This window comes from Pseudoxanthomonas sp. (genome assembly GCF_002863005.1).
Lineage (GTDB): Bacteria > Pseudomonadota > Gammaproteobacteria > Xanthomonadales > Xanthomonadaceae > Pseudoxanthomonas_A.
In genome coordinates, this window is record NZ_PKDG01000009.1 from 92,849 (window position 1) to 111,532 (window position 18,684).

General features: G+C 67.9%; 19 protein-coding genes. 9 read left to right on the forward strand and 10 right to left on the reverse strand.

All coding sequences use genetic code 11. The features are described from left to right. Positions 1–48 precede the first annotated feature (48 nt). Positions 49–1,284, forward strand: a complete 1,236-nt coding sequence (locus tag CYU89_RS02645) for a DUF4010 domain-containing protein (RefSeq protein ID WP_296278667.1) — start codon at positions 49–51, stop codon at positions 1,282–1,284. A gap of 103 nt (positions 1,285–1,387) precedes the next feature. On the opposite strand, the gene CYU89_RS02650 is transcribed toward CYU89_RS02645, so the two are convergent. The 8 genes from CYU89_RS02650 to phhA form a co-directional block, all read right to left on the reverse strand. Beyond that, positions 1,388–2,017: a response regulator transcription factor gene (locus CYU89_RS02650; protein ID WP_296278668.1), complete on the reverse strand. Its 630-nt coding sequence runs from the start codon at positions 2,015–2,017 to the stop codon at positions 1,388–1,390. Next, a complete protein-coding gene (locus CYU89_RS02655; RefSeq protein WP_296278669.1) occupies positions 2,014–3,120 on the reverse strand; it encodes a sensor histidine kinase in 1,107 nt (368 codons plus the stop codon). The genes CYU89_RS02650 and CYU89_RS02655 overlap by 4 nt, the downstream gene beginning before the upstream one ends. Before the next feature lie 77 nt (positions 3,121–3,197). After that, positions 3,198–4,391, reverse strand: coding sequence for a 2-methylaconitate cis-trans isomerase PrpF (gene prpF / locus CYU89_RS02660; RefSeq protein WP_296278670.1), 1,194 nt, complete (start codon positions 4,389–4,391; stop codon positions 3,198–3,200). A gap of 12 nt (positions 4,392–4,403) precedes the next feature. Continuing rightward, positions 4,404–4,790 (reverse strand): endonuclease domain-containing protein, encoded by a 387-nt coding sequence (locus tag CYU89_RS02665; protein ID WP_296278671.1) that lies wholly within the window; start codon positions 4,788–4,790, stop codon positions 4,404–4,406. An 83-nt stretch (positions 4,791–4,873) separates the two neighbouring features. Next, positions 4,874–5,338 (reverse strand): SRPBCC family protein, encoded by a 465-nt coding sequence (locus CYU89_RS02670; protein WP_296278672.1) that lies wholly within the window; start codon positions 5,336–5,338, stop codon positions 4,874–4,876. Positions 5,339–5,381: 43 nt separating this feature from the next. Beyond that, positions 5,382–7,997, reverse strand: coding sequence for a Fe/S-dependent 2-methylisocitrate dehydratase AcnD (gene acnD, locus CYU89_RS02675; RefSeq protein WP_296278673.1), 2,616 nt, complete (start codon positions 7,995–7,997; stop codon positions 5,382–5,384). Positions 7,998–8,148: 151 nt separating this feature from the next. Continuing rightward, positions 8,149–8,604 carry an azurin gene (gene azu / locus CYU89_RS02680; protein ID WP_296278674.1) on the reverse strand — a complete coding sequence of 152 codons (456 nt, stop codon included), beginning with the start codon at positions 8,602–8,604 and terminating at the stop codon, positions 8,149–8,151. A gap of 46 nt (positions 8,605–8,650) precedes the next feature. Next, complete coding sequence (gene phhA, locus CYU89_RS02685) at positions 8,651–9,535, reverse strand: phenylalanine 4-monooxygenase (protein ID WP_296278675.1); 885 nt, start codon at positions 9,533–9,535, stop codon at positions 8,651–8,653. A 129-nt stretch (positions 9,536–9,664) separates the two neighbouring features. Between phhA and CYU89_RS02690 the strand changes: the two genes are divergently transcribed. From CYU89_RS02690 to CYU89_RS02700, 3 genes are all read left to right on the forward strand, one after another. Then, complete coding sequence (locus tag CYU89_RS02690) at positions 9,665–10,147, forward strand: Lrp/AsnC family transcriptional regulator (RefSeq protein ID WP_093489029.1); 483 nt, start codon at positions 9,665–9,667, stop codon at positions 10,145–10,147. 61 nt (positions 10,148–10,208) lie between these two features. Continuing rightward, positions 10,209–10,508 carry a putative quinol monooxygenase gene (locus tag CYU89_RS02695; protein WP_296278676.1) on the forward strand — a complete coding sequence of 100 codons (300 nt, stop codon included), beginning with the start codon at positions 10,209–10,211 and terminating at the stop codon, positions 10,506–10,508. A 123-nt stretch (positions 10,509–10,631) separates the two neighbouring features. Further along, complete coding sequence (locus CYU89_RS02700; protein WP_296278677.1) at positions 10,632–11,243, forward strand: N-methyl-D-aspartate receptor NMDAR2C subunit; 612 nt, start codon at positions 10,632–10,634, stop codon at positions 11,241–11,243. A gap of 7 nt (positions 11,244–11,250) precedes the next feature. On the opposite strand, the gene CYU89_RS02705 is transcribed toward CYU89_RS02700, so the two are convergent. Together CYU89_RS02705 and CYU89_RS02710 are read right to left on the reverse strand one after the other, a co-directional pair. Beyond that, positions 11,251–12,285, reverse strand: a complete 1,035-nt coding sequence (locus CYU89_RS02705) for a patatin-like phospholipase family protein (RefSeq protein WP_296278678.1) — start codon at positions 12,283–12,285, stop codon at positions 11,251–11,253. Between the two features lie 74 nt (positions 12,286–12,359). Further along, on the reverse strand, positions 12,360–13,316 hold the full coding sequence (locus CYU89_RS02710) for an AraC family transcriptional regulator (protein ID WP_296278679.1): 957 nt from the start codon (positions 13,314–13,316) through the stop codon (positions 12,360–12,362). Positions 13,317–13,490: 174 nt separating this feature from the next. Between CYU89_RS02710 and CYU89_RS02715 the strand changes: the two genes are divergently transcribed. The 5 genes from CYU89_RS02715 (at position 13,491) to CYU89_RS02735 (ending at position 18,454) form a co-directional block, all read left to right on the forward strand. Continuing rightward, positions 13,491–13,793, forward strand: a complete 303-nt coding sequence (locus tag CYU89_RS02715; protein ID WP_296278680.1) for a hypothetical protein — start codon at positions 13,491–13,493, stop codon at positions 13,791–13,793. Between the two features lie 25 nt (positions 13,794–13,818). Continuing rightward, the gene (locus CYU89_RS02720) at positions 13,819–14,664 is read left to right on the forward strand and encodes a DUF692 domain-containing protein (RefSeq protein WP_296278681.1); all 846 of its coding nucleotides are present in this window, start codon (positions 13,819–13,821) and stop codon (positions 14,662–14,664) included. Then, positions 14,661–15,425 (forward strand): DNA-binding domain-containing protein, encoded by a 765-nt coding sequence (locus CYU89_RS02725; protein ID WP_296278682.1) that lies wholly within the window; start codon positions 14,661–14,663, stop codon positions 15,423–15,425. The genes CYU89_RS02720 and CYU89_RS02725 overlap by 4 nt, the downstream gene beginning before the upstream one ends. 18 nt (positions 15,426–15,443) lie before the next feature. Continuing rightward, positions 15,444–15,908: a DoxX family protein gene (locus CYU89_RS02730; RefSeq protein WP_296278683.1), complete on the forward strand. Its 465-nt coding sequence runs from the start codon at positions 15,444–15,446 to the stop codon at positions 15,906–15,908. Between the two features lie 257 nt (positions 15,909–16,165). Further along, on the forward strand, positions 16,166–18,454 hold the full coding sequence (locus CYU89_RS02735; protein ID WP_296278684.1) for a TonB-dependent receptor: 2,289 nt from the start codon (positions 16,166–16,168) through the stop codon (positions 18,452–18,454). Positions 18,455–18,684 lie beyond the last annotated feature (230 nt).

Consider the following 18,684-nt stretch of genomic DNA (forward strand, 5'->3'; position numbering starts at 1 on the left):
ATGCAAGACCATTCGTTATGCTCGCGGGCCTGAACGAGGGAGGATGGGATGGACGAGGCGACCCCGCAGACCTGGCTGGCGCTGTCCTCGGCCCTGGGGCTGGGCCTGCTGATCGGGCTGGTGCGCGAGCGCAGCCCCGGTCGCGCGCACGGCATCGCCGGCCTGCGCACGCATGCGCTGGTGGCGCTCGGCGCCGCGGTTGCGGCTTGGCTGGGGCAGCCCGTCCTGCTGGTCGCCCTGGGGGTGACCGGCGTACTGGCCGCCATGGGCTACCGCGCCACGCGCCAGCACGATCCCGGCCTGACCAGCGAGGTGACGCTGGTGCTGACGTTCCTGCTCGGCGCCATGGCGATGCACACGCCGGCGCTGGCGACCGCGCTCGCGGTCGTCGTCGCGGTGCTGCTGTACGCCAAGCAGCCGCTGCACGAACTCACGCGCGAGACCTTCAGCGAGCGGGAAGTCTTCGACGGCCTGCTGCTCCTGGCGTCCGCGCTGGTCATCCTGCCGATCCTGCCCGACCGTCCCATCGGCCCGTTCGACGCGATCAACCTGGCGACGATCTGGAAGCTGGTGGTGCTGGTGATGGCGGTCAGCGCACTGGGCCATGTGGTGCTGCGCGTGGTCGGCAACCGCTGGGGGGTGGCCGCTGCCGGTTTCTTCGCCGGCTATGTGTCGTCGACAGCGGCGACCATCGGGTTTGGACAACGCGCAAAGGAAACGCCGGCGCTGCTGCGTTCGGCGGTCGCGGCAGCGCTGCTGTCCAACCTCGCGTCGCTGACCCTCTGCGTGCCGATCCTGTGGGCCGTATCGCCACCCCTGGTGCGCGACCTGCTGCCGGAACTCGGTGCGATCGGCGCCGTGCTGCTGGCGGGCGGCCTGCTCGGCCTGCATCGTGGCGAAGACGATGCGGTGACGCCGCCGACCTCCGACAGCCGCATGTTCCGTTTCGGCCAGGCGCTGGGTTTCGCACTGCTGGTGGCGGTGCTGACCTTCGTCGCGGCAGCGCTGGCGGCGTGGATCGGTCCACGCGGCGCCATGGCCGCCGCCGCGATGTCGGCATTGGCAGAGTTGCACGCCGCGGTGGCGACGCTGGCCAACCAGTTTTCGCGCGGTGGACTGGAAGCCGCGGAAGCGCGGTGGTGGATGCTGGCATTGCTGGCCGCCAGCCTGACCGCAAAGTCCGTCATTGCCTGGGTCAGCGGTGGTACCGCCTATGGGGTGCGCGTGTCGGCGGGCCTGATGGCCGCGCTCGCTGCGGGCGCGGCAATGCTGGCACTGTTCTGAAGGATCAGGGTGCTTGCTGTGGGAGCGACGTAAGTCGCGATGAGGCGCCAGTGAAAAGGCATCGCGACTTACGTCGCTCCCACAACAGCAGGATTCGCGCTCCTCAGATGATCCGCAACGTGATCGCCTTCAGCACGGCGCGGGTGCGGTCGCGCGTGCCGAGCTTGTCGAGGATGGTGGACACGTAGTTCTTCACCGTGCCTTCGGCCAGGAACAGCGTGCGGGCGATTTCCTTGTTCGAGTAACCACCGGCCAGCAGGCGCAGGATCGCGACTTCGCGTTCGCTGAAGGTATCGGTGGGCGGTGCCTCATCGCGGAAGCGGAAACGCGCACGCACCGGATCCGTGCTGACCGGCTGCAGCAGTGTTTCGCCACTGGCGACACGCTGGATGGCGTCGTGCAGGTCTTCCGGCGCGGCGTCCTTCAGCAGGAAGCCCTGTGCGCCCGCGTCGGTGGCGCGCAGCAGCAGGTCGCTGTCGTCGAACGTGGTCAGCAGCAGCACCGGTGTCCGGTCGCCGCGTTCGCGCAGCTTGATCAACGCATCGATGCCATCCACGCCCGGCATGCGGATGTCGCTCAGCACCACGTCGACCGGCTGCACTTCCAGCTTGGCGAGCAGATCGGCGCCGTCGTCCGCTTCGAACACCACCTCCACCAGCTGCGCCTTCAACAGGGCACGCAGGCCGGCGCGTACCAGCGCCTGGTCATCGGCCAGGGCGACCCGCACGCTCATGCGGGCAGCCTCACGTCCACGCGCAAGCCACCGGTGGCGCTGCTTCCGAGGCGCAGCTCGCCACCCATCGCCGCCACGCGCTCGCGGATGCCCGACAGGCCGTTGCCTTCGCATAGCCGGCCTTTCAACCGACCGTTGTCTTCGATATGCAGGTGCATGCCCGCGTCCTCGTTCTTCAGTGCAACCGTCAGCGTGTCCGCGTTCGCATGGCGCGCGGCGTTGGTCAGGCACTCCTGCACGATACGCAGCAACGACTCGGCCACCGCCGGGTCGGCGATCTGCACGCCCTCGGCGATCTGAAGGTCCAGTGCCGGTCGCGGCAGCGGCGCCGCCAGCGCCCGGATCGCGGTCTGCAGGTCCAGCCCCCGCGAATCGCGCATCGCCTGCACCACGCTGCGGATGTCGTCCAGCAGTTCGGTGGAGAGTTGCTGCGCGATGCGCACTTCCTCGCGTCCCGCCAATGCCGGATCGCTGGCCAGCGCACGCAGGTTGATCTTCATCGCGGTGAGCTTGTGCCCGGCGACGTCGTGCAGTTCGCGCGCCACTCGCAGTCGCTCGGCATCGCGCGCGCTGTCGGCCAGCAGGGCGCGCGTGGCCAGCAGGTCCGCGTTGACGCGCGCCAGCGCGTCACGGGAATCCTCCGCACGGCGCGCGTAGTGCACGCACAGGCCCGCGAGCGCTTGGAAGCCCATGTTGATCAGCGTCATCGTGGCCGGTGCGCCGAAGTCGTGGTGCACCAGCAGCGTGTAGAAGGCCGTGTTCAACACCACCGCGGCGCCGATCACCCAGCGCGGCGACAGCACGTTGACCGCGCACGCCACCCACACCACCAGCAGCACCTGCGCGGTGCCGACCCGGGGTGTGAGCCAGGCCAGCAGCAGCGCAAGACCGGCCATCGCCACCAGCGCGATCCGGCGCGACCGCTTCCAGGTGTCCGGTGCCACCGCGAACAGAAGAAAACCCGCCGCATACGCACCCAGCGCCGCAGCGGCGGCCGGCAGGATGTCCGGCGGCAGGAAGCGCAGGCCCAGGGACACGGCGCCGATCGTGAAGACGCCGGCGAGCGTCATGGGTTCGCGAAGTCGGGTCAGGGCCATCCACATGCGCCCATGCTGTCGCGTGGGCGCGGCCGAGGCAATGGTCCGGGCGAAAGTGGTGACTTCCGGCAGGTCGCGCGTGGTCAGAAGGCATCGCCGGGAATGCGGACCGCGCCTTCCATCAGCACGCGCGCGCTGCGGCTCATCACCGCCTTCGTCACGACCCAGGTGCCGTCCACCTGTTTGACGTCCGCGCCGACGCGCAGCGTGCCCGATGGGTGACCGAACACCAGCACGTCGCGCGTGCCGCCGCCTGCCGCCGCATTCACCAGCGTGCCCGGCACGGCCGCCGCCGTGGCGATGGCGACCGATGCAGTGCCCATCATCGCGTGGTGCAGCTTGCCCATCGAGATGGCGCGGGCGAGCAGGCCGACATCGGCTGCGCTGACCGGCTTGCCGCTGGATGAGACGTAATCCTTCGGCGGCGCGACGAAGGCGACTTTGGGCGTCAGCGGTCGCTTCGCCGCGGCCGCGACATCCGGTACCAGCCCCATGCGCACCGCGCCATGCGCGCGGATCGCCTCAAGCTTCGCCAGGGCGTCCTTGTCCTCGTTGATCGCACCCTGCAGTTCGGTGCCGTCGTAGCCGAGCGCCGCCGCCTCGACGAACACCACCGGCACGCCGGCATTGATCATCGTCGCCTTGAATATGCCCACGCCCGGCACATCGAGGTCATCGACGAGCTGGCCGGTGGGGAACATCGTGCCACCACCGTCGTCATCGCCTTCGTCGGCGGGATCGATGAACTCCAGTTGCACTTCCGCCGCCGGGAACGTAACGCCATCCAGTTCGAAGTCGCCGGTTTCCTGCACCTCGCCATGGCTCACCTGCACGTGCGCCACGATGGTCTTCTGGATGTTGGCCTGCCAGATGCGCACGGTGCACACGCCGTCGCGCGGCACGCGCGCGGGATCGATCATCCCGTTCGCGATCGCGAACGGACCGACCGCTGACGACAGATTACCGCAGTTGCCGCTCCAGTCGATGAAGGCCTCGTTGATCGGCACCTGGCCGTACAGGTAATCCACGTCATGCCCGGGCTGCTTGCTCGGCGAAATGATCACCACCTTGCTGGTGCTCGAGGTCGCCCCGCCCATGCCATCGGTGTGCTTGCCATACGGATCGGGCGAACCGATCACGCGGCACAGCAACGCGTCGCGCGCCGGGCCCGGTACCTGCGCCCGTTCGGGCAGGTCCTGCAGGCGGAAAAACACGCCTTTCGACGTGCCGCCGCGCATGTAGGTGGCGGGGATGCGGATCTGGGGGGTGCTAGGCATGTTTCGACTCGTCTAGGTCTGCGTTTCTCCCCTCTCCCCTTGCGGGAGAGGGGTCGGGGGAGAGGGCGCTCTTGCATGCAACGCCCGCCATATGGATTCCAGCACAGCATCGGTCTGCAGGAGTATCTCGTCGTTCCAGAACCGCAGCACGACAAAACCTTGTTCGGTCAGCCAGGCATCACGGCCTGGGTCTGTCGATGATTCGACATGCTGGCTGCCATCCGCTTCGACGATCACCCGCGCACCGAAGTGTACGAAGTCGACGATATAACGTCCGATCGGCTGCTGGCGGCGGAACTTTTGGCCGTCGAGCCGATGTGCCCGCAGGTGCTTCCAGAGCCGGTGCTCGGCATCCGTCATATTGCGGCGAAGCTGCTTCGCGAACTGCCTTGATTCCATGCGCCCCCCTCTCCCCAACCCCTCTCCCGCGAGGGGAGAGGGGCTTGCAACATCCATGTGCAGAGAGAGGAGCATATACATCGTCACGCGCCGTCGGGAATCTCCGGCTCCACCAGCTTCGCCAACATCTCCAGCGATTCCTGCCAGCCCTGGTAGCAGAAGTCGACCGGGATCGCGGCGGGAATGCCTTCCTGCACGACGTTGAGCTCGGTGCCGACGATGTTCTTCTTCAGGGTTACCGTGACCTGCATCTGGCCCGGCAGGCCGGGATTGTCGAACTGGTCGGTGTAGCGCAGCAATTCGCCCTCCACCAGCTCCAGGTAGGTGCCGCCGAAGGAATGGCTGGAGCCGGTGCCGAAGTTGGTGAACGACATCGTGTAGCCGCCGCCCACGCGCGCGTCCATCGAGTGGACCTTGCCGGTGAAGCCATGCGGCGGCAGCCACTTCACCATCGCATCCGGATCGAGGAAGGCGCGGTAGACGCGCGACGGCGGCGCACGCAGCACGCGGTGCAGGCGGACGGTACCGGGGGTGGCGTTGTCGGACATGATCGGACTCCTGTGCGGTGGGTGTACCGATTCGACGAACGGGTCAGGCCGCTTTCGACGCGTCCAGGAAATCCTGGGCGAACCGTTGCAGCACTCCACCCGCTTCGTAGATCGAGACCTCTTCGTCCGAATCCAGCCGGCAGGTCACCGGCACCTGCACAGTCTCGCCGTTCGCGCGGTGGATCACCAGCGTCAGGTCGGCGCGTGGTTTGCGCACGCCCACCACGTCGAAGGTCTCGGTGCCATCGATGCCCCAGGTCTTGCGCGTCTCGCCGGCCTTGAACTCCAGCGGCAGCACGCCCATGCCGATCAGGTTGGTGCGGTGGATGCGCTCGAAGCCCTCGGCCACGATTGCTTCCACGCCGGCCAGCCGCACGCCTTTAGCCGCCCAGTCGCGCGAGCTGCCCTGCCCGTAGTCGGCGCCGGCGATGATGACCAGCGGTTGCTTGCGGTCCATGTAGGTCTCGATGGCTTCCCACATGCGCACCACCTGCCCATCCGGTTCGATGCGTGCCAGCGAGCCCTTCTTCGTTTCGCCATCGACCACCGCCATCTCGTTGACCAGCTGCGGGTTGGCGAAGGTCGCGCGCTGCGCGGTGAGGTGGTCGCCGCGGTGCGTGGCGTAGGAATTGAAGTCTTCTTCCGGCAAGCCCATCTTCGCCAGGTACTCGCCCGCCGCACTCGAGGCGAGGATGGCGTTCGACGGCGACAGATGGTCGGTGGTGATGTTGTCGCCCAGCACCGCCAGCGGGCGCATGCCGCGCAGCGTGCGTTCGCCGGCCAGCGCGCCTTCCCAGTACGGCGGACGGCGGATGTAGGTGCTCTGCGGGCGCCAGGCGTACAGCGGCTCCACGCGGCCGCCGTGCTCGACGCGTACGTTGAACATCGGCTCGTAGACCTTGCGGAACTGCGCCGGCTTCACGCTGGCCTTCACCACGGCGTCGATTTCCGCATCGGTAGGCCAGATGTCCTTCAGGGTGATCGCGTTGCCATCGGCGTCGATGCCGAGCGCGTCCTTCTCGATGTCGAAGCGCACCGTGCCGGCGATCGCATAGGCGATCACCAGCGGTGGCGAGGCCAGGAAGGCCTGCTTCGCGTAGGGATGGATGCGGCCGTCGAAGTTGCGATTGCCCGACAGCACGGCGGTGGCGTACAGGTCACGGTCGATGATCTCCTGCTGGATCGCCGGGTCGAGCGCGCCGCTCATGCCGTTGCAGGTCGTGCAGGCGAAGGCGACGATGCCGAAGCCGAGTTTCTCTAGATCCGGCAGCAGACCGGATTCCTCCAGGTACAGCTGCACGGCCTTCGATCCGGGCGCGAGCGAGCTCTTCACCCACGGCTTTCGCACCAGCCCCTTAGCGTTGGCGTTGCGGGCGAGCAGCGCAGCGGCGATCACGTTGCGCGGATTCGAGGTATTGGTGCACGAAGTGATCGCGGCGATGATCACCGCGCCGTCGGGCATCAGGCCCTGCGCCTCTTCCGCCCTGCCCGCCTGCAGCTTGGCGCCATCGGCGATGCCGCGTTCGGCCAGCGCACTGGTCGGCAGGCGCTTGTGCGGGTTTGACGGGCCGGCCATGTTGCGCACGACGGTGGACAGGTCGAAGTGCAGCGTGCGCTCGTACTGCGCGGTCTGCAGGTCATCGGCCCACAGGCCCGCGGTCTTCGCATAGGTTTCGACCAACGCGACCTGTTCATCGCTGCGGCCGGTCAGGCGCAGGTAGTCCAGCGTGTTGTCGTCGATGAAGAACATCGCCGCCGTGGCGCCATACTCGGGCGCCATGTTGGAAATCGTCGCGCGGTCGCCGATGGTCAGCGCCGCCGCGCCCTCGCCCCGGAACTCGAGGTAGGCGCCGACGACCTTTTCCTTGCGCAGGAATTCGGTCAGCGCCAGCACCACGTCGGTCGCGGTGATGCCGGGCGCGGGCCTGCCCTGCAGTTCCACGCCGACGATGTCCGGCGTGCGCATCCACGAGGCGCGGCCGAGCATGACGTTCTCCGCTTCCAGTCCGCCCACGCCGACGGCGATGACGCCCAGCGCATCCACGTGCGGTGTGTGGCTGTCGGTGCCGACGCAGGTGTCCGGGAAGGCGACGCCGTCCTGGACGTACACGACCGGCGACATCTTCTCGAGATTGATCTGGTGCATGATCCCGTTACCCGGTGGAATCACGTCGACGTTCTTGAACGCCAGCTTCGTCCAGTCGATGAAGTGGAAGCGGTCTTCGTTGCGGCGGTCCTCGATGGCGCGGTTCTTCGCGAACGCATCCGGGTCGTAGCCGCCGCACTCCACCGCCAATGAGTGGTCGACGATCAACTGCACGGGCACCACCGGGTTCACCTGCGCCGGGTCGCCGCCCATGTCGGCGATCGCATCGCGCAGGCCGGCCAAGTCCACCAGCGCCGTCTGGCCGAGGATGTCGTGGCAGACCACGCGTACCGGAAACCACGGGAAATCCAGGTCGCGGCGGCGTTCGACCAGCTGCCGCAGGTAGTCGTCGCGGCGCGCGGGATCGGCGCGGCGCACGATGTTCTCCGCATGCACGCGCGCGGTGTACGGCAGCGTGGCCCAGGCGCCGGGTTGCAGGGCATCGACCGCGGCGCGCGCGTCGAAATAGTCGAGCGCGGTGCCCGGGAGCGAGGTGCGGAAATCGGTATTCATGGCGTGCCGTCTGCTGTGAAGAGGCGCGCGCGGGCGCAGGCCTGGCGCGCCCCACTATGCTACCGGAGGGTAGCGTTATCGACGGGCGACGAGGGCCTGTCGTCGGAAAGAAACCGGCGATGCGTTGACGGAGACCATCAACCTACGGCGCTCATTCGAACAGCAGCGTGCCCTTCATCATGCTCCAGTGCCCCGGAAACGAGCAGAAGAACGTGTACGCCCCACCCTTGCGCAGACGCGCGGTGGGAAACACCACCTCGGCGCTCTGGCCGCCGCCGATCACGCGCGTGTGCGCGATCACCCGCGCATCGTTGCGCGGCAGGTAATCGTCAGCCAGTTTCATCCGGCCGCCGGCCAGGCCGACGTCGCGGTGATGGCGCGTTTCCGTCAGCACCCAGTTGTGCCCCATCGCCTGCGCGGGCATGCGCCCGACATGCTTCAGCGTCACCCGCAGCTGCGCGCAGTCGCCCGGCACGCGGATGGTCTTCAGGTCGAAGGTCATCATGTCCGTCGCCTCCACCGTGATCGCGCAATTGCGCGCGAACGCGACACTGGAGACGGACAGCAGTGCGCAGAGGACGATCAGCGGGAACAGGCGTCGCAGCATGGGGCATCCGAACCGGAGAGGGATGCCCGCGATTGTACGGCGCGGGTCAGACGTCGCCGCCGTCCGCCCAGCCTTCGCCCGTGCCGCGGTGGAACACGCGGTCGTCGACGTGCACGTCGCCGGCCGGGACGGCGTCCTGCGCGTCCAGCCGCGCATAGATCGGCGTGAAGTCCGGCGCGGTAGCGTTCATCAGCTGCTCGAAGCTGTCGATCACGAAGTAGGTCTTCTGGAACGTATCGATGCGGTAGCGCGTGCGCATGATCCGCTCCAGGTCGAAGCCGATGCGGTTGGGCGCGTCCGATTCCAGCGAGTACAGCGACTCGCCCTTCGACGAGACGATGCCGGCGCCGTAGATGCGCAGGCCGTCCGGCGTATTGATCAGGCCGAACTCCACCGTGTACCAGTACAGGCGCGTCAGGTGCTGCAGCGCGTCCGGTCCGATGCCGTGCGCCTTCACGCCGCCCTTGCCGTACGCCTCCATGTAGTCGGCGAACACCGGGTTCATCAGCAGCGGCACGTGGCCGAACAGGTCGTGGAAGAGGTCCGGTTCGGCGATGTAGTCGATCTGGTCCGGGCGGCGGATCCACCAGGTCACCGGGAAGCGGCGGTTCGCGAGGTGGTCGAAGAACTCCAGCTCCGGCAACAGCCCTTCCACGCCGACCAGCGTCCAGCCGGTGGTGGCGCGCAGCACCTCGTTGAGGTCGTCGAAGCGGGGGATGCGGTCCGGCGCCATGCCCATGGCGTCCTGCGCCTGCAGGAACTCATCACAAGCCCGGCCCACCAGCAGGGCGCGCTGGCGTTCGTACAGGGTGCCCCAGGTGGCATGGTCGTCGGCCGGGTACTCGGCCGGCTGGTCGACGATGGCGGTGGTGTAGACCGGCACGTAGCCCTTGTCGGTCTGCTGGTGCTCGACGCGGCGCGGCTCGTTCATGGGGCTCCCCGGGAAAACGCTGTGATCCGACGATCCTAGCGGCAGATCCACGCAACAGGCTTGCGAAGTTGCGCCTATACCGACCAATGGCGCAATGAAATTGCATGAATGCGCTAGGATTCGCACGAAATGACCGAAGCCGCCTCGCTCGACCGCACCGACCTGCGCCTGCTGGCCCTGCTGCAGCGCGAAGGCCGGGCCACCAACGCCGACATCGCCGCCCAGGTGAACCTGTCGCCGTCGGCCTGCCTGCGCCGCATCCAGCGGCTCGAGGCGACCGGCGTGATCGCCGGTTATGCCGCGCGGGTCGACCCCAAGGCGGTGGGCCTGGGCCTGCAGGCCTTCGTGCGCGTGCAGCTGGAGCGGCACGACCCGGCCAGCGTCCAGCAGTTCGGCGATCGCGTGCAGGCCTGGGACGAGGTGGTCGCCTGCTACGCGCTCACCGGCGACATGGACTACCTGCTGCACGTGGTGGTGCAGGACCTGGAGCACTTCTCCCGCTTCCTGCTCGACAACCTGCTCAACGCCAGCGGCGTGGCCGACGTGAACTCCAGCTTCGTGCTGCGCGCGGTGAAGACCGACGGCGGCTTGCCGTTGTTGCCCAGGACCTGATGCGGACGAACCCTGTCCGCGTCGCGTGCTACAACGCGCGCAATCTCCACGAGGACCCGCCATGTACGGACTGATCGGCAAGATGCGCGCCACGCCCGGCCAGCGCGATGAGTTGCTCGCGATCCTGCTCGACGGCACCGACGCCATGCCCGGATGCCTGAGCTATGTCATCGCGCGGGATCCCGCCGACGCGGACGCGATCTGGATCACCGAGGTCTGGACCGATGCCGCGAGCCACAAGGCCTCGCTGTCGCTGCCGGCCGTGCAGCAGGCCATCGCGAAAGCACGGCCGATGATCGCCGGATTCGACAGCCACATCGAAACGGTCCCGGTAGGCGGGCATGGGTTACCGTCGCCGTAGTGAACGCACGGAGTATCAGTGTGGGAGCGACGTCAGTCGCGATGATGTGCCGCTGATCCGTCATCGCGACTGACGTCGCTCCCACGATCCACTCGAGCCGACGCGTTCGATCTAGACTGCCGCATGGACCTGTTCTCCCACTCCTGGCAACGCGCATGGACCGGCATCGGCGCGGTGGGCGAGGGCAACGCATTGTTCGCGCAGCTGATGGCGGCGTACGCAGAGCCGCAGCGCCACTACCACACGCAGCAGCACCTCGGTGAATGCCTGTCGGCGTTCGACGCTGTGCGCGCGCTGCCCGAGCACCCGGCCGAAGTCGAACTCGCGCTCTGGTTCCACGATGCGATCTACGACATCAAAGGGCATGACAACGAGCAGCGCAGCGCCGACTGGGCGCGCGATGCGTTGAGCGATGCGGGTGCGCCGACCGATGTGGCGCAGCGTGTGCACGACCTGGTGATGGCGACGCGGCATACCGCGGTGCCGTCGGGACGCGACGAACAGCTGCTGGTCGATATCGACCTGTCGATCCTCGGTGCGGCGCGTGCGCGCTTCGACGAGTACGAGCAGCAGATCCGCAAGGAATATGCGTACGTGCCGGGCTTCCTGTTCCGGCGCAAGCGGCGCGAGATCCTGAAGGGCTTCCTGGATCGGCCGGCGATCTACAGCACGCCGCATTTCCACGACGCGCTGGAGGCGAGGGCACGCGACAACCTGCGTCGCGTGACCGGCTGACCGTCGCTTATTGCTTCACCGGTTGACCGGCGGCATCGCACTTCACGTCGCGGCCGAACAGCTTGCCCAGGCGCGAGGGTTCTTCCAGGCAGCGCGGGTCAGGCTTCGGCGGCGCGTGCCTGGCCGCGTGCGCGGCGGTGCGGGTGCGCTGCAGTTCGGCGAGTCTGGCCTTGATCTGCGGCATCGCCGCCAGTGCGGCGCGTTCGCCTTCGAGGATGGCGTTGTTCTTCTGTTCGAAATCGGCCGGGCCGATGTCGTTGACCTTCGGACGGATGACGACGTCCGCGCGCGCCAGTTCCTGTTCGCCTAGGCGCTGGCCCATGATGCCGATGGACTGGTTGACGATGCCCAGCATGCTGCCGGGCTTGGTGCCGGGCGCCTTGGTGGAGATGTCCACGGCGATGACGAAGTCGGCGCCCAGCTGGCGCGCGGCGTCCACCGGCACCGGGCTCACCACGCCGCCGTCGACGTAGCTGGCCTTGCCGATCACCACCGGTTCGAACACGCCTGGGATGCTGCTCGACGCGCGCACCGCCTGGCCCGTGTTGCCGCGCACGAAGACGGTGCGTTCGCCGTTCTCCAACTGCGTGGACACTGCGGCGAACGGCTTCTTCAGCTGCTGGATGGTGCGCTTGCCGACCAGGTCGTTGACGTAGTCCTGCAGCTTCTGCCCCTGCACCAGGCCGCCGGAGAACAGGCGCACGTCACGGATCTTCGCTTCGTCCAGCGCGAAGGCCTGTTTCTGCATCTGGAACGGGTCCATGCCGCTGGCATACAGCGCGCCGACCACGCTGCCGGCACTCGTGCCGGAGACGATCTGCGGTTCGATGCCGTTGGCTTCCAGCATCTTGATGACGCCGATGTGCGCGAATCCCTTCGCCGCACCGCCCCCGAGCGCGATGCCCACCTTCGGCTTGGGCGCGGCGGGTATCGGCGACACCACCGCGGCGACCGGCGTGGGCCTGACGTTGTCGCCACCGCAGGCGACCAGCAGCAACGGGGCAAGCAGCAGGGCGGGGATCAGGCGAGCGGCAGGGCGCATGGGCGGCGAGTGGGCGGGACGGGTGCGCAGGATAGCGCCCCCTCGCGCAACCGCAGCCAACGACCACGCCCGGATCAGGACGCCCCGCCGGAACGGCGCCGCGCGTTGCCCGGACCCACGCCTTCGATGCGCTTGAAGAAGCGACGGAAGGCCGCCTCGCTGCTGTAGCCCAGCATCTCGGCGATGGCGGCGACGGAGAAGCGCCGGTTCTTCAACAGCCGGCGCGCCTCGGTTGCCCTCCAGTGCGACAGGTACTGGATCGGCGGCGTGCCGACGGTGGCCGTGAACAGCTCGGCGAACGCGGTGCGGGACATGCCTGCCTCCTGCGCCATCGACTGGATGGTCCAGTCCTCGCCGGGACGCGCATGGATGGCCGACAGCGCGCGCGACAGGCGCACGTCGGTGAGCGCAGCGAGCAGGCCGCGCGGCTGCTCGGCCTGGCGCACGTACTCGCAGACCGCCATGGTGAACAGCGAGTCGGCGAGCTTGTTCTGCACGAGCTGGCGACCCCAGCGGCGTTCCCGGCTGGTGTCGGCCAGCATCTGCGCGAGTTGCCTGAAGCCGGCGCTGCTGTCCTGGCTTCGGATCACGAACCACCGCGGCAACGCGGCGAAGATCGGGTTGTGCGAGCCGGTGATGAACTCCAGCTCGCCGCACAGCATGCTGGTGTCGCCGACATCCGGCGCGTCGGGCAGATGGGGATCGGCCGACGACGAGAGCACATGGCGCACGCCGGCAGGAAAGACGATCAGGTCGCCGCGCTCGAGCAACACCGGCACGTCCAGCGCTTCTCCGGTGATCCAGCACTGCCCCTGGGTCAACAGGTGGAACTGCCCGTGGTGCGTCGCCGGCTCGCTGTCGTACCACGTTCCGCAGTAGCGGACATCCGCGGTGATCTCCACGCGCATGCGATAGGCGCCCAGCACGGTCTCGAGGACGGCGTCGCGGTCTTCGTGCTCCGCCAGGCCGGAGGCGGGGGTGGGCAAGGTGTCCATGGCGCCATCGTAGGCGACGGGGTGGATGCGGGCCATGACCGCGCGTCCGCCGATTCATGCGCGTGCGTCCGCCCGCACACCGCGCCGGACGATGGGGCATATCGCGGGAACGCTCGGGAATGGTCGCCGCGGATGCGGGACGGTGGAATGGCATGGCGTCCTGCGGCGCTCCGTCGACGACGCCTTCCCCAACTCCAACGAGGCTTTCCAATGAACACCACCAAGCTGTCCGGTCTGTCCGTCGCGGTCGCCGCCGCCGCCCTCTTCCTCGGTGCACCGATGGCCCATGCGGCCGAATCCGGGTCGGCCAAGGTCGGCCACTGCGTCGGCGCCAATGCCTGCAAGGGACAGGGCGCGTGCAAGAGCGCCTCCAACGCCTGCAAGGGCCAGAACGCGTGCAAGGGCCACGGCTTCACCGAATCCACGGCAGAGACCTGCAAGACGGCCGGCGGCAAGTTCGAGGCACCCAAGCCGCAGAAGAAGGCGGCCGATGCGAAGAAGGCCAACACCTGACGCCGCGCGCGAGCCACGACACGCCATGACCACACCCCTTCAGGGTTTCGGCCTGGGCCTGCGCCCACAGCACTACGACGCGCTGCTCGCGGGCAGCGCGCGCGTGGACTGGCTGGAGATCCTCAGCGAGAACTACCTGGTCGACGGCGGCCGTCCGCTGTGGATGCTGGACCGGATGGCCGAACGCTGGCCCATGGCGATGCATGGCGTGTCGCTCGACATCGGCGGTAGCGATCCGCTGGACCGCGAGTACCTGCACGCGCTGGGCCGCCTGGCCCGGCGCGTGCGGCCCCGGGTCGTGTCGGACCACCTGTGCTGGACCCGCCAGGGTGGGGTGCAGTTCCACGACCTGCTGCCCTTGCCTCAGAACGACGAAACGGTCCTGCATGTCGCCGCGCGTGTGCGGCAGGTGCAGGACATCCTCGGCATGCCATTGCTGCTGGAGAACGTGTCCAGCTACCTGCGCTTCGGCGACGACACGCTGGATGAAGCGCAGTTCCTCTCGGCGATCGTGGCCGAGAGCGGTTGCGGATTGCTGCTGGACGTGAACAACGTCTTCGTCAACGCGCACAACCATGGGTTCGATGCGGTGGCGTTCCTTGATCGCCTGCCGCCTGCGGCCGTCGGCCAGATGCACCTGGCCGGGCACAGCGAGGATGCGCGCGGCAGCGGCCTGCTGATCGATACCCACGACGCGGCGGTCCCCGACGGCATCTGGTCGCTGTATGCGGACGCCGTGCGGCGCTTCGGCAACGTGCCCGCGATGATCGAGCGCGACGATCACATCCCTCCGCTGGACGCGCTGCTCGCCGAGCTCGACGTGGCACGCGCGGTCGCCGCAGGCGCGGCTGCGCAGGCGCGTGCGGCATGAGCCGGACGATGGCCTTGGTCGACCGGCAGCGGCAGCTCGCGGGCTGGCTGCTGCGCCGGGATCCCGCGGAAGCGCCGCTCGTCTCCGATGCACTCCCGGCCCCTGCGTCGATGCGCCTGCGCATATATGCGGACGGCTACCGGTGGCGACTGGTGGAGGTGCTGGGCCACGACTTTCCCGCCTTGCGCGCCTCGCTGGGCGAAGACCGCTTCGATACGCTGGCCGAGGCGTATCTTGCCGCCCATCCCTCGCGCCATCCCTCGGTCCGGCACCTGGGGCAGCGCTTCCCACGCTGGTTGGCGTTGCGCGATGCGACGTCCGCCGATCTCGCGCGCCTGGAGTGGCAGCAGGGCGAGGTCTTCGATGCCGCCGATGCGCCGGCATGCAGCATCGACGACGTGGCGGCGCTGTCTCCCGAGGCGTGGACGCGTCTCCGATTGCACGTGCACCCCGCGGTGCGCCGCCTGCGCCTGCACAGCACCGCTGTCGCCGTGCTCGACGCCCATGCCCGGGGCCAACCCCTGCCCGCCCTGCGTCCGCAGGCACCCACGGCGTGGCTGCTCTGGCGCGCCGGGTTCGACGTGCATTGGCGCCGCCTGCCCCGCGACGAGGCGATGGCGCTGGTGGCGATCGAGCGGGGCGACGCATTCGCCGACTGGTGCGTGCGCCTGCCCGGCCGTTCGCCCGCCATGCGTGCCGCTCGCCTGTTGAAGCGGTGGTTGTCCGATGGCCTGGTGGCCGACCTGTCCTTCCCTGCCTGACTCTTCCTGGAGATCTCCATGCAAACCCTACCCGTGCATGTGCGTGCACTCGCCTTCCTCCATGACCACGAATGGATCGGCCCGTTGCTGGTGCGGCTGGTATTCGGCTACTTCTGGCTGGAGACCGGCTGGGCCAAATTGAACAACCTGGCGTTCTTCACCGAACGCTTCGTCGAATGGGGCATCCCCTGGCCCGCGTTGAGCGCAACGGTCTGCGCGGGCACCGAATTCATCGGCGGCCTACTGATGATGCTCGGGCTGGCGACCCGGCTGACCATGCTGCCGATGATCTTCAACATGCTGGTGGCGCTGGCCGTCGTCGTACTGCCGGGCATCTCGACGCTCGACGAGTTCGTCGAGCTGGACGAGGTGCTTTACGTGGCGGTATTCGCCTGGCTGCTGTTTGCCGGACCGGGCCGCGCCAGCCTGGACCACCTGATCGCGCGACGCGGTGCACGGCGCGATCCCCTGGCGGCGTCATAGCCGTCGGGTCCGCCCTCCGCCGGTCGGACGGGGACTTGCGTGGGCTCCCGTTCCGCAGACCGCGTGGCGGGCGAGGCGGGCGAGGCGGGCGAGGCGGACGGGGCGGCAGGGGGTGGAAGACCGCCCCTTGTGTCAGCCAGGCCGGAGCTCGTCGGAAACGGGACTTCCGGCCATTGCCCCCGTTGTTGCTGTAATGCAACATTCGCGTGCTAGCGCCGCCGCGCGCCCCGAATCCCACCCACTCGGAAAGCCACGCCATGTCCCCAGTCCGCCCGGCCGCCGTCCGGCCGCACCGCCTCGCCTTTGCCATCGCCGCGCTGTTGCCCTTCGGCACCGCCCTCGCCCAGGACGCCGCCTCCCCGGCAGAGAAGGACGCCGCCACGCTCGACACCGTGCAGGTCACCGCGCAGCGCAAGGTCGAGAACATCCAGGACGTGCCCGTCTCCATCAGCACCGTCAACGGAGAGCAGCTGGGCGTGCTGGCGTCCGGCGGCACCGACATCCGCTTCCTGTCCGGCCGCGTGCCCAGCCTGAACATCGAATCCTCGTTCGGCCGCGCCTTCCCGCGCTTCTACATCCGCGGCTACGGCAACACCGACTTCCGCCTCAACACCTCACAGCCCGTGTCGCTGGTGTACGACGACGTGGTGCAGGAAAACCCGATCCTGAAGGGCTTCCCGCTGTTCGACCTGGAGCAGGTCGAAGTGCTGCGCGGCCCGCAGGGTTCGCTGTTCGGGCGCAATACGCCGGCCGGCGTGGTGAAGTTCGAATCGGCCAAGCCGTCGCAGGAAACCAGCGGCTACGGCAAGGTCGGCGTGGGCAGCGACAACATGTGGAACGTCGAAGGCGCCGTCGGTGGCGCTCTGAGTCCGAACTGGTCCGCGCGTGCGTCGGTGCTCTACCAGCGCCGCGACAACTGGGTGGAAAACACCTATCCGGGCCCGAGCGATGGTTTCGAAGGCTATGACGAATCCGCTGGCCGCGTGCAGTTCCTGTACGAAGGCGACGGCTTCGAAGCGCTGCTCAACGCGCATGCCCGCAAGCTCAACGGCACCGCGCGCCTGTTCCGCGCCAACATCATCGACCCGGGCACCAACAACTTCGTCCCCGGTTTCGACGAGGACAAGGTGTCGCAGGACGGCCTGAACTACTCCGAGCTGGAGTCGCAGGGTGCCAGCGCACGCCTCAACTGGGACATCGGCGACTACAAGCTCTATTCGATCACCGGCTACGAAAGCGTCGAGACGATCAACCGCGGCGATATCGACGGCGGCTACGGTGCGGTGTTCCTGCCCGATTCCGGTCCGGGCGTGATCCCGTTCGCGTCGGAAACCGCCGACGGCATTCCCGACCATTCGCAGTGGACGCAGGAGTTCCGGATCGAATCCGAATACGCCGGTCCGTGGAACTGGCAGGCCGGCCTGTTCTACTTCAAGGAAGACTACCAGGTCGAAAGCTTCAGCTACGATTCGTTGAACAACAGCGCACAGGATGGTTACCAGCGCATCCGCCAGACCAACGATGCCTGGGCCGTGTTCGGTGCCGCGACGTGGCAGGCGACCGACAGGCTGGAGCTGCGTGCTGGCCTGCGTTACACCGTCGACGAGAAGAAGCTGACCGTCGAGGATTACTGGAACACCGGCTTCGCGGCCTGCGTCCTGGCCGGCAAGTGCACGCTGGCGCAGCTGGCCGCGCTGGAGCCGGATGGCGATCTCTCCGCCTCACCGGAAGACAAGAAGTTCAACTGGGACCTCTCCGCCACGTATGCGGTCAGCGATGACGTGAATCTGTATGCGCGTGCCGCGACCGGCTTCCGCGGCAGCAGCATCCAGAGCGCGGGTGCGTTCAACGCCAAGTCCGTCGCCGGTCCGGAAACCGTCACCTCGGTCGAGACCGGCATCAAGGCGGATTTCTGGGACAAGCGCGCGCGCCTGAGCGCCGGCGTGTATTACTACCGGGTCAAGGACCAGCAGCTGACCGCCGTCGGCGGCGCCGCCAACGCGAACATCCTGCTCAATGCCGAGAAGACGGTGGGCAAGGGCTTCGAACTGGACATGCAGGCGTACGTGCTGGACAACCTGCTGCTCACGCTGGGCAGCAGCTACAACGACACCGAGATCCAGGACAACGATCTCGCCGTTGCCGTGTGCGCCGCCTGCACCGTCACCGATCCGCGCAACACCGGCGGCCTGGCACTGATCGACGGCAACCAGCTGCCGCAGGCCCCGAAGTGGGTGCACAACCTGACTGCGCGCTACAGCGTCGGCCTGGGCGACGGCAGCGAGCTGTACGTCTACACCGACTGGGCCTATCGCAGCGAAGTGAACTTCTTCCTGTACGACTCCATCGAGTTCACCGGCAAGTCGTCGCTCGAAGGCGGCCTGCGCGTGGGTTACGGCTGGGGCTACGGCGACTACGAAGTGGCCCTGTTCGGGCGCAACATCACCGACCAGCGCCGCATCGTGGGCGGCATCGACTTCAACAACCTGACCGGCTTCATCAACGAGCCGCGCACGGTAGGCGTGGAGTTCAGCGCGAAGTTCTGATCCGTACAAGCGCGTGATTGGCACACGGGCGCCGTGGGGCGCCCGTGTTGTATGTAGCGTGCGCCGCGCGCACGACCTCATGATCCCCGGGCAACACCGCAGTCGTGCGCATGGCGCACGCTACGTGCACGAGCCGTGCCTCGTGGGAGCGACGTGAGTCGCGAAAGGGCGCGATTCCTCATTCGCAAGAAGAAAAGGCAGACCCGCACGGCCTGCCTTTTCGTTGAGCC